We start from the raw sequence: 17,104 nt of genomic DNA, 5'->3' as shown, positions 1-17,104 counted from the left end.
TTATAGATCTTGGTAGATACCCAAAACAGGGTGGTAGTGCCATTTCTCGGCATTCTGTTTTTCTCTTAAGCGAATTTCACCAAATCGCTCGCTAACATCTTCAAGCGACAGTTCAAACTGGTTCGCATACTGTTGATAAACCGACCATGCATCTAGCTTGAACCAGGCGTAATTGCCCTTCACGGGCTCCCAACGTTCAACAGTAACGTTTTCTGCTTCGATATATTCAGCTGGCCAGACTGCGTCATTTATCCGGGTAAATACCGGCTCATCACCTTCGTCGAATAACATCAGGCAGTAAGGCTCATCAGGGGAAGACTTACGAAACGGCGTTTGCCGTTGAAGCTCTGCACTCCAAGTGACCTGATGCTGCCACCATCTTGCGGCATATCCCCGCGGCCATTCCGGATGACCTTCTGGCCAGTTGTCAGGTTGAGGTAATAAACATTGCAACAACGCCAAATGTTCAAATACAACAAGATCGCTATAGAATTTAGACGGCACCAGATGTGGTTTGGCGATGCGAGGTAACGCACTGATATGCTTAATATATTCTGCTGGCAAGACATCTCTAAGATCATGACTTTGCAGAAGCAAGTCGTCCCGCTCAAAGCCGGGCTGACAATAAGCTGGCCGAGGCCTACCATCCATATATGTTGCCGCTTTTAGCGCTTTAAAATTTCGCGACAGGACCAATAAATTCTCGCTGTTCGCAGTTTCCTGCCGATGTCGCTGAATTCTCCCAGCTAACTGAATAAGGGAACGCATAGAACTCGGTTCTGCAATTGCCCAGTCATAATCGTGATCTCTGCCCACCTCAGCAACAGAGGTAGCCAGCACCACAAATAAATGATCGCTTTGCGGGTGCGTTGTCAGGGCATCCCTGATTTCAGCTTGCTGCCAAAGTGCATCCTTATTGTGGCGAGTTAATGCAGCATCCAGTTTCTGCTCTATGGCTGAACGCACCGCCAGTGGGTATTGGCTGTGGTAAACACAGTAGTGAATATAACAATCAGCCGGTACATCCATTTGTAATAACTGCTTTGCTATCGCCACTAAAGGATTGATATTGGCCATTCGCACCAGGCCAATTGATACTTTTTGTCCGCTGGGTGCAACCTGATGGTGCTGGCTATGCAACTTGCAGATACTCTGCTGCACTAAGCCCGCTAGTTGGCCGATAATAAGGTCTGTTTTTTTACTGCTGGCCGATACCTCCAGCAAACTGGCTTTTCGCAGCACTGGCTGAGCCAGCAGCGCCTTCACGCGTTTATCCACAAAGGCAGAATGCTGCTGCATCAACTGTGCTTTGTCCGCACATTCCGCTTTTACTGAGACAAACTCATCAAACCAACCACAGATAATGGGCAACTGAGCACGGACATCAGCATTCACCTCATTAAAGTATTCTCTGCCTGTGCGGTAGGCTTCAAACAAAGCACAAACCAATACTGGTGGCAATGTAGCAGATGAAAACAGCACTCTGGCCCCTAACATACCAGCCCAGTTCACTAACCGGCAAAGTGCTGGCAAATCGGCAGTATCGAAATCATCGGGCTCATCCAGCACTAAATCTGCGGTCAACAAACGCAACATAGGGGCTATCTGCTTACCACCGCGCACACCTTCGGTTGCTGGCATCAGATGATCGATAGTACTGACTAATACCGGCGCACTAACCAATTGATTTAACTTAGGGCTGCTGCTTAACCAGTTCCTTAAGCGGCCATCATACAAACTACCTTCATAACTGACGTAAAAATGCTCTGCGATGGGATCGGCCAGCGATTCACTGCCGGTAGCGCTGTTGCTAACCGCCTGCTCAGTTTGCAGAGCAAGTTTGTTGCTTTCATGCAATTGCTGCAGTGCTGCCGAACCGATCAGCACGGCCAGATCTTCGTCACTAAGATGCAAACGCGCTTTTAACGCATCGCCGGTTTGTAAGGTTAATGTTCGTAGCCCCAATGCCACACTAAAGCGGCAGCCCAACTTTTCATTGGCCAGACCATACATAATACGAGCATTGGCAAAAGTTTTACCTTTACCTGTACTAGCCATATTTATGCCAAAGAAGCCCTGTGATACAGAACTTTCCCGCACCGAACAAGCCAAGTCATAAGCTTTGTCCTGCCAGCGAAATTTATCCAGCTTGGCCCGTTGCTTGAAACCTTTGTGCCGGGTAATAGCTGGCAGCGTATTTTTTAATGTTGGTAAACTTCTGGCCAGCAAATAGGCATTGTGGCTTACCCCTATATTGTGCTCATCAAGTTTTTGCTTAAGGGCTTTGGTTTTAGGGTCTGAATTGGCGAACGCCTGATAGTCCGCATCTTGCCATTTTGTTTTTGGTTCTTGTGCCGAGTAATAGTGGTCAGCTAACATCAATGCCATCCGCGCTGTATGGCTGGTAAAGCGTTGCTCAAACCAATCCTGCTCAAACAATCTGCTGCAATTTAGGGCTCTATGGGCAATTTCACCGGCCTTTTGTCGCCAGGTTGCACTAAGCAAGGGTGTACCATTGGTAAATAGCCAGTTTTGCTCGTTTCTTTGTTGCTCAGTGCTCTTGGTACTATTCATTGAATTCCAAAGCACATCGAAATGATCAAGCCAGTTATCTGCATCTATGTTTGCAAACACAGGCTTAACATCAGAATTTTTATCTAGAAAAATTGGCAGTTTGTGGTGAGAAACGACTAGCCAGCCAACCAGTCGGGCAATCGGTGCCAATCCGGCAAAAGGTTCTAGCTGACTATCATGTGGCGCATCTTTGTATAGCTTGGCCAGAACACTTTGTTCAAACTCTGCATTTGCATCACCCAAATCAGTCAGCCACTGCTTATCTGTTTTGTCGGCAGCAAATGCCTGAAATAACCGCAGTGATACCCATTCATGGCGATAAGGCTCGAAACCCTGCGTTTTTATATTGGGGTCAATTTTTTGCTGAAATAGCAAGTTGGCTTTACCAAAATCATGGAACAAGCCTGCTATACCGGCTAATAAGGCGATAACCTCAGCATTGTGCCAGCTATTTTCATCGTCGCTTCGCAGGATATTGCGCTGTGTCATATTGGTTGGAGTGGCACCATCAACGTTGAACTTACGCTGATTACCCACTACCCATAGCAGTTCAGTATGATTTTTACTGCGTATCCAATGGCAAGCCACCGCCGTATTGCGCCGAGCAGACTTCTTCAGCAGTTTGCGCAACACATCCAGCCCTTGCAGGGTTATTGCTGTCTGCCAGGTTCTGTCCCCGCGCCGCTCGGCAAATTGATCGATAATGCGCCGGGTTTCTGTAAGCGCATTTTTCGAGCACTGCGATACCAGCATAATGTTCATTGCTTACCACCGTGCTCTGCAGCTATGGCTTTCAGACAATCGATTATGTAGTCCAGCGCTTCAGCTTGTTGAAAGTTAGTGATGCAGCTTTGCCGGAATTCCTGCTCATCGTCGCCATTCATTGCACTGATAAAAGCTTGCGGCAATACCAAGGCGTCTTTAATTAAATCAGCAGCATCAAATACCAGACCGCCCCGACGGGTTTTGCCATGCAGCACCGAAAAGCCATGTGGCAAACCTAAAACCCAAGTAGCCGTTGCCCCTAGGCCATAAGCCAAGTAATTACCGTGATCTAAAAAGCGATTGGCCGGGTCAATGCCACTTCCCCCTTTAGCACGGGTGAAACTGTCGTCGTGCGCTAAAGTGTTGCACGCAATTTTGTATAGCATTTTGGTTAGGCGGGCTTCGGCTAGCATCAGAGACTGAGTGCCATCAGCGGCATCCACATCTTGCTTAAAACGCGATAACACTGAACTTAGTTGGCTTTCAGTGACAACAAAGCCGCTTTCAATGAAGGATTTATTTTTAAGCCAATGCCTTAATGTGAAATCAATTCTGTACTGCTGGATGGACTTGGCGGCTTGTAGCCTTTTGCCATCATCAGGCCAGAACGTCAGCCATTGCTGCAAATATTCGCAAGGTCGATATTCACTCTGCGGATTAAACCAAGCGACCTCAACTTCAACATCGTTGACACTAAACAGAGGTGTACCACCACCGCCACAAAAACCAACCAACACACCTGCTCTTGCCAGTTCACGCATGGCTGCTTGTGTTACAGAAGTACCTGTGCCCAATAGCAAGCATGTGGTATTGGCAATAGGAATATTCCAGTAAAGAGACTGCTTCCCCTCATCAGTGACATATTCAACCCGTCCACCATTAACCAATATCCGGCAATGCTGCAGGTAGTACATATTGGCACGCTTGGAATGCAATATGGATTTTAGATCACTAGGGGATAAGTCCTTCATTGTGACATTTTTCCTGTTTGGTAACTGTTGTTCCGTTATTGCCTCAATCTAGCACTCACGCTTAAGCCAACAATCCCTGAAATAAAACCAGGCAACTTTGTTGACAGGTGTTAGCTGTCAAACAGCCAGGGTTTAACTTCATCCCGATTCACTAACACCAACTGTTGGGCTTCGCCACTGCCCGCCAGAAACTTGGTGCTGACCTGTAACTCTTGCAAGAGGTACTGAGCCAAGGCTGCTCGCACAGGTAATTTCAGCTCGCCATTTTGCATCTGGTAGTCGTGTTCAATGATCTGCCGCTGGGCGGCGCTTAACCTTGGGTCTGGCTGCAAAGTGAGGGTAATTTGTGTGTTCCAGCCAAGATCCTCTGCGGGATCATGCCTGGCAGGGCCGGATAATTCGGGCTCCCCCCGAAAGCGACTCAGTACAAAGTCTTTAAATACTGAAGACTTCTCGCAATAAGCGCGTAGATGCCAACGCAGGCCGGTTTTAACAAAGGTATGGGGCTGGATCACCCGGCCCTGGTCATCTGGCGTACTTAAAGATACATAGCCAATCTCCAGCCGTTGACGGGTGCGAATGGCGCTAACCAATGCCCGCATAATTACCGGCGACACTTGGCGTTTTGGCAACGTCAGGCTGGTGTGAGTAATGGGTTGATGATCGAACTGATGGCTGCTGTGTGCAGAGGAGTTACAAACTGTGGATCCCTGTTTATCCAGCCAGTCCAAATATTCACTGGCATCACCGCTGATACAACGCAGGCTGAAATTGGGTTGGGGCACAAAACCTTTGATGGTTTTGCAATAATCGAGATTATCTGGAAACAGCGCGCGATAGCGCTGCATATACTTGTTAGCCTGAGTGCGGCTGATAGCAAAATGCCGCGACAAATCCGTAGCGTTAACTCTGCCCTGCCACCAGGCTAGTAATTCAATAAACCATAGATGTGATTCTAAGTATGTAGAAGGCACTAAGGTCGGGTACATCAGCGGCATCCTGCAATTATTATTATTCGCACCGACAGATTTTGGCATTTACGTCCAACCTGCCAAGACCAGTTCTATCTACTTTTTCCTTTTTTTTCAAATACTAAATGCTCTATTCTTGAGCCATTTTGTACGCCAGTACCAAGTAATATTGATTAATGCGCAGCCCTATCGCTTATTCACCGCCCGCAACACTCCCCGCCTGTTCACCGCCATTACCTTATAGCTCTTGCAGACATTAAATGCGGCGTAGTGATTTAGTGCTTCGCGTAGGGCCTGGATAAATTCATCATCCAGCACAAAATCAGGCTCCAGGCTGAGCTGTACAACCTGGAGCACTGCGCTTTTGCGCTCGGCTTTAACGTCCATTCGCCCGACAAACTGTTGCTTCCACAGCATCGGCAGGCAGAAATAGCCGTACTGGCGTTTTTCTTTAGGTACATAGCATTCAATCTGGTAATCAAAAGCAAACAGGGCTTTTAGGCGCTCGCGCTGGATAACCAGATTATCAAAAGGGGATAGCAGCAAAAGTCGCGCCTGGGATTCGGGCGTTTCAGGCAGCTTGGCCAGGTCTTGTGGGTCGGCGAAATAACGCTGTCCGGCCAGGTTAAAGGCGATAAGGCGCCCTTCTTCTTGCATGCGGGTTAACCGCTGTTGCAGCAGTTTTTGGATAGGGCCTTTACGCAAATAGCCCATTTGCTTGGCGCTGCCAAAACCATGGGCGTGCAGGTAGCGGGAAATCAGGTAGTCGGCAAATTCCTCATCGCTGGGCAGGCGGGTGTCGGTATCCCCAGGCAAGACCCGCTCCGCGAGGTCGTAGACCTTCTGGAAGTTACGCCGCTCGGTGACCATTAGCTCACCTTCCATATACAGTTGCTCCAGTGCGCGCTTGGCCGGTTTCCAGTTCCACCAGCCATTGGCACTGCCGCTGTGCTCAAACTCAGCGGCACTTAGCGGCCCGTCGATACGAATTCGCGCCAGCACCTCCTGAATAATCTTATCGTCCCGTTCGAACCAATGCTTTTCCCCTTGGGCAATGCGGCGCATACGCCACAGACCAAAACGATAATCCTGCATGGGTAAAAACGCCGCCGCATGTGACCAATACTCAAAGATCTGCCGGTCTTTTAAGAGCTTATCCAGATGCCTTGGCTGATAGTCTGCCACCCTGGTCCACAAGCTATGGTGATGAGCGCGCTCCACCACATTAATGGAATCGATTTGCACATAACCGAGTTGGCAAATAGCCTCCAGGGTACCCTGTTCGCTTTGCCAGCCGTTGGTGTAGGTGAGGCCTTGGCGATGCAAGGCCAGTTGCTTTAGTTGATTGGGATGAATATCCACCAGATTGCCTAATGGTGATAACAGACAACCTTTTTTAAGCCATGGGGGCTTGCGGGGCAAGTGCCGTTTTTATCTGAGCAGGCTGGCTTTTCAGCCCGCAAAGCCAGCGCAGCAAAGGCACGCGGCGGATAATTTCATAGCCCAGATAGCAGCCAACAACTGTTAGCAGCAAAATAACCAGGGCTTCAAACCCAGGGGATAACTGCAAGGCCTTTAGGTTGGCGGCCGCCACAATAATCAGGGTTTGATGCAGCATATACCAAGGCAAGATGGCTTTATCGGTGTAGCTCAGCAGTTTACTGGGACGATTCAAATAATGACCAGCCAGCCCTACACAAGCCAGGATCCATGCCCAGTAGCCTGTGGAAGAAATCACACCGTAAAACAGCTTAATCGCGATATCTGTATCAAACTGGGCAGCCAAAGACGCGAAGGCGCCGTGTTTGTCCAGAATCAAGAAAATATAGCCAAGCACCGCTACAGCTAAAAACACATGTCGCCAGGCAATGACCTGCTGCCACCACTTGCCTTGACGGGCAAGCAGATAACCGCCGATAAACACCGGCAGATACTTGGCATGGTTGTACCAATCCTGTACCAGATCATGGGTGCTGGGGAAAGCCTTCTTGAGGAAATACCAAGCGCAGATCTGTACGCTTATCACCGTTAATAACACCCAGCGGCCTTTTACACTGCTCAGCCAGTTACTTGCCCCTAGCCTGTTAAGCCAAGGCATAAACCCAATCACCAACAGGCTGTAGAGCCACAAGTAGGGCAAAAACCACAGATGATTCCAGGTTAGCAGGCCAATAATACTGTGATGCTCCACCAGCAGCGAGGTCCAGGGGTTAATGTAATCGACCCAGAAGGCCCAATAGCCGGGTTGGATCAGCTTTTGATCCAAGGCCTCAAAATAGGTTTGCGGCGCAACAATGACGAACATGCCGAATAGCAGCGGAATAAACAGCCTGACACTGCGCAGCCTGACCAGGCTGCCCTGACTGTATTTGTCGGCTACCAGCGCCAGGGCAATACCGCTGATAAAAAACAGTAGCGACATACGCCAGGGGCCGGTCAGGATCATCAAGTCCTGCAACCAGACAAATTGCGCTTGATGCTCACTTTTAATATGCCAGCCCCAGTCATACACGTAGTACATACCCAGGTGATAAAAAATCAGGATGCCGAATGCCAGAGTCCGCAGCCAGTCGACATCATAGCGACGAGAATTTGTTATTTGAGTCATAGTGAGCCCTTAAGGTAAAGTCAGGCCCCTATAATGGCGATGGCATCACCTACCCAGTACAGTCAAAGGTTGAATTGACGCGGCCTGGGGACAAGCGGTGGAATGCTGGGATGAAATTTGGAGTTATTTTCAGTGAGCTGGTTCGAACGATTTGACCGCCACCCACGTTTATATGTGGCGTTACTCCTGGGCGCTTACTTGTTTATCAATAACAGCATTAATGCCACCTCGGTATGGATGGAACACAGTCGCAATGGCGCGCCGCAAATTGCCCTGTGGGAGCCCTTCGCCTGGGAATACACCAGTGCCCTGGCCTTCTTTTTGATTGCGCCATTACTTTTTGCCTGGTTTGCCCGCGTTCCTCCACGTTTATCTACCCCTGGCAGGCAGTTGCTACTGCACTTTTTGGCTACCCTGGTGTTTGCGCTTTTGCATGTGGGGCTGATGGTGGGGTTTCGCGAAGTGATTTATTACTTTACCGGCGGTAACTACCAGTTTGCGCCCTGGCTTAGAGAGTTTTTCTACGAATACCGTAAAGATGCCTGGGGCTATCTGTTCTGGTTTTTGATGTACCAGCTTTATCACTTTGTTTATAGCCGTCTGAAGGGCGAAGCCCGCCCGGTGGATGAACAGGAAGACAGCCATAGCCAAGCGCCCGAACATTTTCTGGTACGCAAACTGGACCGGGAGTTTCTGGTTAAAGTGGCCGATATAGACTATCTGGAATCCTCCGGCAACTACGTGAATTTGCACAGCCAGGGGCGTATTTATCCGCTGCGCGCTACCTTGGGTGAGCTTAGCGAACGCCTGCAACAAAAGGGCTTCAGCCGTATTCATCGCAGCTATGCGGTAAATCATAACGCGGTAGAGAGTATCAGCTATCAAAACAGTGGCGACGGCGAAATACAGCTGAAATCCGGCCATAAACTCAATTTGTCACGCCGCTATAAAGACGGCTTTAAGGCCGCCTTATCATGAGCATTGATTACCTATGGCTGGGTCTGGCCATTTGGCTGGGCTTTACCGTGCAGGCCATGATTGGTTTTGGCAGTATGGTGATTGCGGTATCTATTGGCAGCCTGATGTTTGCCATACCTGAGCTACTGCCGGTTTTGGTGCCGCTGAATATCTTTGCTACCGGCGCTATGGCCTGGAAGCTTCGCCGCGAACTGGACGCAAAATTACTGCTACAAGGCATTTTGCCAATCATGATCCTCGGTCTTGGTCTGGGAATTTTATTGTTGGAACAATTGCCGGGAGTTTGGCTGAAGCGCGGTTTTGCCATTCTGGTGCTGTGGTTCTCGGCCCGGGAATGGTACAAGCTCTATCATCAGTTGCCGGTAAAGCCCCGCCCCACCTGGTGGCAACAAAGCTGGACCTTTCTGGCCGGTATCTGCCAGGGCCTGTATGGTTCTGGTGGGCCGCTGCTGGTGTATGCCATCAGCAGCCGCGAGCTTAACAAAGGCCAGTTTCGCACCCTGTTGCTGTATGTGTGGTTCTGTCTGAACAGCCTGTACAGTGTGGTGATGCTCATGCAGGGCAAAATACAGCCGGTGGCCTTAACCATTCTGGCCTATGTCCCGGTGCTTTACCTGGCCATCTACATAGGGAACAAGTTGCATCACAAAGTGGACGAGCGACAGTTTAAGCAAGGCGTGTGTCTGATGCTGATCCTCTGCGCCCTGGCTATGTTGTTTGGCTAAGTAATCAGCCCGCTTTTGCTTCTCACCGCAAAGTACAACCTCAGAACGATGATGTCAGAATAGGATGACTTCATCCCTTCGTGCGCTTCGTGGTTGTTTTTAGATTACTTCTCACCACGAAGAACACAGAGAACACGAAGTAAACAACAGCTCCAAAATAGGATGACTTCATCCCTTCGTGCGCTTCGTGGTTGTTCTTAGATTACTTCTCACCACGAAGAACACAGAGAACACGAAGTAAACAACAGCTCCGAAATAGGATGGCTTTAGCCCTTCGTTTACTTCGTGCGCTTCGTGGTTGTTCTTAGATTACTTCTCACCACGAAGAACACAGAGAACACGAAGTAAACAACAGCTCCGAAATAGGATGGCTTTAGCCCTTCGTTTACTTCGTGCGCTTCGCGGTTGTTCTTAGATTACTTCTCACCACGAAGAACACAGAGGACACGAAGTAAACAAAAGCTCCGCAATAGGATGACTTTAGCCCTTCGTGCGCTTCGTGGTTGGGCTTTATTTGCAATTGGTAAGTCAGAGAAGAGCTGGGCTTAAAAGATAAGGCGTGGCCGAGGTTTCCGTAGTCAATTATTTAGGCAGCCAAGCGAAAACTCACTTATAATCGCCGGCTGATTGATGAAGGCCATTAGGGGGCGGGTGATGTTTGACGAGTTGGATTTAGATGATGCGCTGGTAAGTGCTTGTAAAGAAATGGGTTTTAAAAAGCCCACTGGGATCCAGCAACAAGTCATTCCAGCCGCGATGGAAATGCGCGATATCCTCGCCTCGGCACCAACCGGCACAGGTAAAACCGCGGCATTCTTGCTGCCCGCCCTGCAATTTTTGCTGGATAACCCACGCCGCGATCCCGGTGCTTGCCGTGTTTTGATCCTCACCCCTACCCGCGAGTTGGCCCTACAGGTATTTGAGCAAGCCAAGGCGCTCAGCCAGTTCACTCGCTTTAACTGCGGCGTAATCACCGGCGGCATCAACTATGGTACCGACAAGGATCTGCTTGAGCAGAATCTGGATATTCTGGTTGCCACCCCAGGCCGTCTGTTCGAACACATTGAGAAAGAAAGCTTTGACTGCCGTGAAATCGAGATCTTTATTCTTGATGAAGCCGACCGCATGCTGGACATGGGCTTTGGCGGCATAGTTAACCAGATTGCCGCCGAGGCACGCTGGCGCAAGCAAACCTATCTGTTCTCCGCCACCTTAGAAGGCGGTGGTGTGGCCCGCTTTGCCCGTGACATTCTCAACGACCCCATTGAAGTACAGGCCAGCGCTACCCGCAGCGAACAAGGTAAGATCCTGCAGTGGATCCACTTGTGTGACGATGCAACGCATAAATTTGCCCTGCTTCGCCATATTCTGCAAAACCAGGTGCAAACCGCCATTGTGTTTGTAAAAACCCGTGACCGCTTAATGGAACTACGCGGCAAGCTGGATTCAGAAGGCATTGCCAACTGTTACCTGCAAGGTGAAATGCCACAGGACAAACGTAATCTGGCCATTGCCAGGTTCAAGGCCGGTGAAGTGAAGCTGCTGATCGCTACCGACGTGGCCGCCCGCGGTATCGACGTACCGGATGTCAGCCATGTCATCAACTACGATATGCCGCGTACTGCAGATATCTACCTGCACCGCATTGGACGTACAGGCCGGGCCGGTAAAAAAGGCACCGCCATTTCTTTAGTGGAAGCCCATGATATTGCCATGGTGCCTAAGGTTGAACGCTACACGGGCGAGGCACTAAAACGCCGCGTGATTGAAGAGTTAAAGCCTAAACACAAGGCGCCCAAATTACCGGTGAAAAAGAAAAAAGCCCCAGGCAAGAAAAGCGCGGCCAAGAAAAAAACCGCCAAGAAAAAGTAATCTGACGACCCAGTCAAACTACCCCCGCGGCCCGAAACAGCTGTAAATGCACTTGTGTCAGGGCCGCCATATCCCGCTGAGAAGTTGAGCTGCAGAACCTTTAGTACCAAGTTTTCTCGCACCGCATTTAGGTACATGCGCCAAACTAGAGCGTATTAATCTCTTGAGTTTAAATTTTGTACTAATCCAACCCTGCTACTTAATCTGTTCCCTGTTGCTAAAAGCGAGTTTAAATAGAGCGGCGGCGGTTCAATACCAAAGAAGAACCAACTCAAACCCTGTTAACTACCAAAGCGCAGACAGCTGAAAGGGACAAAGTTCTCAGGTTAAATATCACTACACCCAGCCAACATATATGTCATCATACATTTGAAGATAAATTTCATGGAATCACAGACTCGGATATGTAACAAAAATCAAATAAAAATAATGTATTTTGCTACGCACTATTGGTCTTGTTGAAAAAATGAAGGATGATATCTGACAAGAAAAAAGAAGCGATATGCTACTGACAATTTCTCATTTGGATTTTTTACATGACGCTTAGTAGAAAACACTTAACAGATTCCTTGGTTATTTCCTCGCGAATCGCTCTGCTAACTTTACTAATGGTAAGTTGCAGTTCGCATGAAAATGCTATTGATACCTCGTCTAGCCCCGAGCAAACCATATGGTACAAACAACCAGCTCAGGAATGGATAGAAGCATTACCGATTGGAAACGGTCGTCTAGGTGCCATGGTATTCAGTGATCCACAAAGAGAAAGGATCCAACTGAATGAAGACAGCTTGTGGCCAGGAGATGACGGCTGGGTTAATAAGGATGGCTCGCCAGAGGATTTGGCTAAAGTTCGCCAGCTTATTTTTGAAGGTCGTCATCCCCAGGCCGATGCTTTATTTTTAGAGAAATTTCAATCAGATGCTATTGTCAGATCGCACCAAACTATGGGTGATCTTTGGATAGATTTTGGTAAGGTGCATTATCAGAACTACCGCCGTTCTCTGGATTTAGACACCGCAGTCATTCAATCCTCCTACCTTATCGATGGTGCCGCCGTTACGCAAAAAATCTTTACTTCCCATCCAGACGACGGCCTTTTGATCCAATACCATTCTGACTCAGATTCAGGATTAAGCGGAATGGTAACTATGACCCGCCCCAAGGATAATGGTCATGATACAGCGACAAGTTTTGTCGAAAATCAGGCGCTGGTTATGCAAGGCGAAGTCACACAGTACGGTGGGAAATTTAATGGCGAAAACCGGCCGATAACTTTCGGCGTAAAGTTCGACACCAGATTGAAGATTAAACATGAAGGCGGTGAGCTGATTTACCATAAGCATGGCATTGAGCTAAAAAATGTAAGAACGGCTACCTTCTATCTGGTTTCCAACACCAGTTTTTATGACCAGACATCCTACATTACCAACAGCAAAACCCACCTTGACTCCCTGTCTTCACATTCCTTTGAAGAAGCCCTAAGCAGGCATATTAGCGACTATCAAAAGCTATATCGACGAATGAAACTGGATATCAACAACAGCAAAGTTGATCTGCCAACAGACCTTCGCCTGCAGGCCATAAAAGATGGAAAGGTGGATGTCGGCTTAGAAGAACTATTGTTCAATTACGGTCGATATCTGCTTATTAGTTCTTCCAGGCCAGGTACCAACCCTGCCAACCTTCAGGGAATATGGAATGATTTGCTCGAAGCGCCCTGGAATGCCGATTACCACCTGAACATTAATTTGCAGATGAATTATTGGCATGCGAATGTCACTAATCTTGATGAATTAAATCTGCCGCTCTTCGACTTTATCGACCGACTCATTGAAAATGGCAAAGTTGTCGCGCAGCAGACGTTTGGTTGCGAAGGCGCTTTCATTCCTCATGCCACCGATCTTTGGGCTCCCGCCTGGATGCGGTCAGGTACTGCTTACTGGGGCGCCTCTTTCGGTGCAGGTGGTTGGTTAATGCAACATTACTGGCACCATTATTTGTTCACCCAGGACGAAGAGTTTCTATCAAACCGGGCCTTCCCCGCCATTCAGGAAGTTGCCAAGTTCTACAGTGACTGGCTGGTTCGCGATCCCAGAGACGGTAAGCTGGTTGCAGTTCCATCGTCCTCCCCCGAAAACAGTTTTATAGACATTAACGGGGAGCGAGCAGTGCTGGTTGCGGGCAGCGCTAAAGATCAGCAAGTTATCCATGAAGTATTCACTAACTACCTAGCAGCCGCCAGAATACTCGGTATTGAAAATGCTTGGACCAAGAAGATATCGGTGCAACTCCCCCAATTACGCTCAGGAATAGCACTGGGCACAGATGGCCGTATATTGGAATGGGACCGCCCGTACAAAGAATTTGAGCCCGGACACAGACATATGTCTAACCTCTATGCTTTTCACCCTGGTGTGGATATTACATATCAAGAGACGCCGGAATTGGTTGACGCTGTGAAAAAGACCATAGAAACAAGGTTAGCCAACGGCGGTGGCCACACGGGTTGGAGTCGAGCATGGTTTATCAACCTAAACGCCCGCCTGTTGCAAGGTGATTTAGCCCATGACAACATTTTGTATTTGCTGCAAAAGTCACTTGCAGACAATTTGTTCGACATGCATCCCCCCTTTCAAATCGATGGTAACTTTGGTTTTAGTGCTGGCGTAGCTGAGATGCTGATCCAATCCCATGAACAACAATTGATTAGAATTCTGCCAGCTCTGCCGACGACTTGGAAAAATGGCAAAGTCCAGGGGCTTAAGGCCAGAGGGAATATCGAAGTCGACATCGAATGGGAAGACGGAATGGCCACCAGTCTAAGGCTTTATTCTCCTGTCGCACAGCAGCTCGAAGTGATTGTAAACGGTGAACGTAAAGCGGTGAAACTAAAAGCCAACCAAGCAATACAGGTACTATCCGTTTAGCATCAACAAAAGCTAAAAAAATAGCCTGTCGACGTTCTCAAACTACCCCAGCGGCCCGAAACAGCTGTAAATGCACTTGTGTCAGGGCCGCCATATCCCGTTGATAGCCGCCACCAATCACCGCGGCTACCGGCAGCCCAAGTTGCTGACAGGTGTTAAATACCAGGCTGTCGCGCCGAAACACTCCGTCGGTACTGATATGCAGATGGCCCAAGTCATCATTAATATGCACATCCACCCCGGCATCGTATATCACCGCGTCGGGCCGGTGGATATTCAGCGCCAGCATCAAGGCGCTGTCCAGCACCTCTAAATAAGCCTCATCTTCTGTGCCTTTCGGCAAAGGGAAGTCCATATCTGAGACTTGCTTGCGATGAGGGAAATTTTTCTCGCCGTGCAACGACAAGGTAATAATCCGCTCATCCTGCTCTGCCAGCTTAGCCGTGCCGTCTCCCTGATGTACATCACAGTCCACAATCAGGACCTTATCTATGCCGGGTGCACAGAGCATTTCCAGCGCTGCCAGATACAAATCGTTGATCATGCAAAAGCCCGAGCCAAAATCGGCAAAGGCATGATGGTAGCCGCCGGTCAGGTTGATGGCCTTGCCATGCTCAAGGGCAAGTCTGGCGGTGAGCACTGTACCACCACTGGCAGTAAGTGTGCGGCGCACCAGTTGCGCTGACCAGGGGAAGCCGATACGCCGCATAGCCTGCGGCGCTAACGTACCGGATTGCAACTGCTGTAAGTACTCGGCACAGAACACTGACTCCAAGGCTTTTATATCCAGCGGCTCGGGGGTAAAAAACCAGTTATCCGGCACACCCATTACCTGCAGTGCATCACGGATAGACTGGTACTTTTCGATAGGAAAACGATGACGAACCGGCAGGTTCAGTTGGCTGTAGATGGGATGAAAAACCAAGGGGATCACAAACTTCCCCCTGCTAGGCTGTTAGTCGGCAGGTACGTCAACGTCCCAGTCCGAGGGGAGTTCTTCAGGTAACTCAAGCAAGGTAAAAGACGCGTCGGCTTCACCGTACACATACACATGGCATTGACCCCATTTGGCCGGCACCTGCCACACTGTGTCTGGCTCGATGCTAAAGGTAATGCGGCGCAGCTTACAACGAACATCCAGTTTGTCCAATTGGCCATTGACTTGTGTAACGGAAAACGCTGGTCGGGAAAGTTTATGCTGCCAGGGTTTGTCGTCCCGGATATGACCTTTCAAACCAATAATCTCAGACCCGGCAATACGCGCTTCAACCTTTTCCATGTAGGGAGTGAACAGCGCCACCACCTCGCCGTCTTCATCCAACGCCTGCAAACGCTCATAGCTGCTTTTGGCATCAGCATAGCGGTTTAGCTGTATTTCCATCTGCAACTTTTTCTGTAATATTCCCTGGCGCACCTTTTTAGGTAAGGTACTTTCAGGCCCGAACAAAGCCCGATGCAAAGCTTGGTACTGCATTAAAGGCTCATTATTTTTTTCATGATAGGTCGCCTTCAGCATGTTATACCAGGCATCTTCCAGCAGGTTCCATTGCTCGCGACTTTCCATATCTACAAGAATGGCATTTACCTCATCTAGCTTGCCCTCTTCCAGCAGATTCAGACCTTGCTTGATCTGGCTTCTGAATTTACGTGTTACACCATCAGAACCGTTTTCCACCCGAAAAGAAAAGCGTACCCGGGATTCACACTGCTGCACTGGCTGGCCATTTTCCGTGGCAGGGCGGAAAGTCCACTGTTCTATTGCCTTGATGGCGCTTTGCTCCAACCCTTTGTTACCAGAGGAGTCTTCGATAATAGCGTTACTGACAGTGCCGTCGGGTTCAATCACATAACTCATTTCCACCCAGCCTTCACGACCGTTATTGACTTGATTTAGGGGATATTGAGGATGCACACGCTTCACTGGCACAGCTTCCACCACCTCTCTAAGCTGCTGAGCAGCATCCTGAGGCTGGGCTTGGGCCAAAAACGGCAAGATCAAAAGACAAACGGCAAAACGCATATTTAAATCCTTTTAAATTCCGAATCTATTCCTGAACCGGCATTGTAGTCTGATAAACTAAGGGCTTTCCAGCAAATCGATGTAAATCTATGCAGCAAACATGGGTAATGGCCACCGGCAATCCAGGTAAGGTAAAAGAACTGGCGAAAATGCTTTCGCCCCTGAATGTGGATATTCGCGTACAAAGCGAATTTGGTGTGCAAGACGCCGATGAAACCGGGTTGAGCTTTGTGGAAAACGCCATTCTCAAGGCCCGTCATGCCGCACGTATTACCGGCTTACCGGCGATTGCCGATGACTCAGGTTTAGCCGTGGACGCCTTAGGCGGCGCACCGGGTATTTATTCTGCCCGCTATGCAGGACAGGGCGCTGGCGATACTGCCAATCTGCAAAAGCTGCTGCACGCCATGCAGGATGTCAGCGATGACAAGCGCAGTGCGCGTTTTATCTGCGTGCTCGTTTGGCTACGCCATGCCGATGACCCCACCCCTATTATTTGTCAGGGACAGTGGCAAGGCAGCATTACCCGCACCCCCGCCGGTTCCGGTGGTTTTGGTTACGACCCGGTATTCTGGGTGCCAGAACAAGGCTGTACCAGTGCAGAACTGTCTAGCGAGGTTAAAAACCAGTTAAGTCATCGTGCTCAGGCGCTTAGGCAGTTATTACCGCAACTGGAAGCCGCCCTTGTCTAAG

The 17,104-nt window shown here is 49.2% G+C and carries 12 protein-coding genes; 5 read left to right on the top strand and 7 right to left on the bottom strand.

From position 1 onward, the window contains the following. From cas3f to KJY73_RS03575, 5 genes are all read right to left on the bottom strand, one after another. The gene (gene cas3f / locus KJY73_RS03595) at positions 1–3,336 is read right to left on the bottom strand and encodes a type I-F CRISPR-associated helicase Cas3f (protein ID WP_214340405.1); all 3,336 of its coding nucleotides are present in this window, start codon (positions 3,334–3,336) and stop codon (positions 1–3) included. Continuing rightward, on the bottom strand, positions 3,333–4,310 hold the full coding sequence (cas1f, locus tag KJY73_RS03590) for a type I-F CRISPR-associated endonuclease Cas1f (protein ID WP_214340403.1): 978 nt from the start codon (positions 4,308–4,310) through the stop codon (positions 3,333–3,335). The genes cas3f and cas1f overlap by 4 nt, the downstream gene beginning before the upstream one ends. A 110-nt stretch (positions 4,311–4,420) precedes the next feature. Further along, the gene (locus KJY73_RS03585) at positions 4,421–5,299 is read right to left on the bottom strand and encodes a WYL domain-containing protein (RefSeq protein WP_214340401.1); all 879 of its coding nucleotides are present in this window, start codon (positions 5,297–5,299) and stop codon (positions 4,421–4,423) included. A gap of 168 nt (positions 5,300–5,467) precedes the next feature. Then, complete coding sequence (locus tag KJY73_RS03580; RefSeq protein ID WP_214340400.1) at positions 5,468–6,643, bottom strand: winged helix-turn-helix domain-containing protein; 1,176 nt, start codon at positions 6,641–6,643, stop codon at positions 5,468–5,470. A 34-nt stretch (positions 6,644–6,677) separates the two neighbouring features. Beyond that, positions 6,678–7,889: an acyltransferase family protein gene (locus tag KJY73_RS03575; RefSeq protein ID WP_214340398.1), complete on the bottom strand. Its 1,212-nt coding sequence runs from the start codon at positions 7,887–7,889 to the stop codon at positions 6,678–6,680. Between the two features lie 132 nt (positions 7,890–8,021). On the opposite strand from KJY73_RS03575, the gene KJY73_RS03570 reads away from it, so the two are divergent. The 4 genes from KJY73_RS03570 to KJY73_RS03555 all read left to right on the top strand — a co-directional run bounded on the left by KJY73_RS03570 (position 8,022) and on the right by KJY73_RS03555 (position 14,391). Continuing rightward, on the top strand, positions 8,022–8,867 hold the full coding sequence (locus KJY73_RS03570; RefSeq protein ID WP_214340396.1) for a LytR/AlgR family response regulator transcription factor: 846 nt from the start codon (positions 8,022–8,024) through the stop codon (positions 8,865–8,867). Further along, on the top strand, positions 8,864–9,592 hold the full coding sequence (locus tag KJY73_RS03565; protein ID WP_214340394.1) for a sulfite exporter TauE/SafE family protein: 729 nt from the start codon (positions 8,864–8,866) through the stop codon (positions 9,590–9,592). Before KJY73_RS03570 ends, KJY73_RS03565 begins: the two co-directional genes overlap by 4 nt. Positions 9,593–10,246: 654 nt before the next feature. Beyond that, entirely contained in the window at positions 10,247–11,464 is a 1,218-nt protein-coding gene (srmB, locus tag KJY73_RS03560; RefSeq protein ID WP_214343210.1) for an ATP-dependent RNA helicase SrmB, read from the top strand. 536 nt (positions 11,465–12,000) lie between these two features. After that, on the top strand, positions 12,001–14,391 hold the full coding sequence (locus tag KJY73_RS03555) for a glycoside hydrolase family 95 protein (protein ID WP_214340392.1): 2,391 nt from the start codon (positions 12,001–12,003) through the stop codon (positions 14,389–14,391). 37 nt (positions 14,392–14,428) lie between these two features. Here the strand turns inward: KJY73_RS03555 and KJY73_RS03550 are convergent, their stop codons facing one another. Together KJY73_RS03550 and KJY73_RS03545 are read right to left on the bottom strand one after the other, a co-directional pair. Beyond that, positions 14,429–15,325, bottom strand: coding sequence for a histone deacetylase family protein (locus tag KJY73_RS03550; protein ID WP_214340390.1), 897 nt, complete (start codon positions 15,323–15,325; stop codon positions 14,429–14,431). Positions 15,326–15,346: 21 nt separating this feature from the next. Beyond that, positions 15,347–16,411: an energy transducer TonB gene (locus KJY73_RS03545; RefSeq protein ID WP_214340388.1), complete on the bottom strand. Its 1,065-nt coding sequence runs from the start codon at positions 16,409–16,411 to the stop codon at positions 15,347–15,349. Between the two features lie 89 nt (positions 16,412–16,500). Here KJY73_RS03545 and rdgB point away from each other — a divergent pair, with 89 nt between their 5' ends. Continuing rightward, complete coding sequence (rdgB, locus tag KJY73_RS03540) at positions 16,501–17,103, top strand: RdgB/HAM1 family non-canonical purine NTP pyrophosphatase (RefSeq protein WP_214340386.1); 603 nt, start codon at positions 16,501–16,503, stop codon at positions 17,101–17,103. Position 17,104 lies beyond the last annotated feature (1 nt).

This window comes from Bowmanella yangjiangensis, from assembly GCF_018531185.1.
Taxonomy (GTDB): domain Bacteria; phylum Pseudomonadota; class Gammaproteobacteria; order Enterobacterales; family Alteromonadaceae; genus Bowmanella; species Bowmanella yangjiangensis.
The sequence above is the reverse complement of the archived record's forward strand: the minus strand, read 5'-3'. Positions and strand labels throughout refer to the sequence as shown.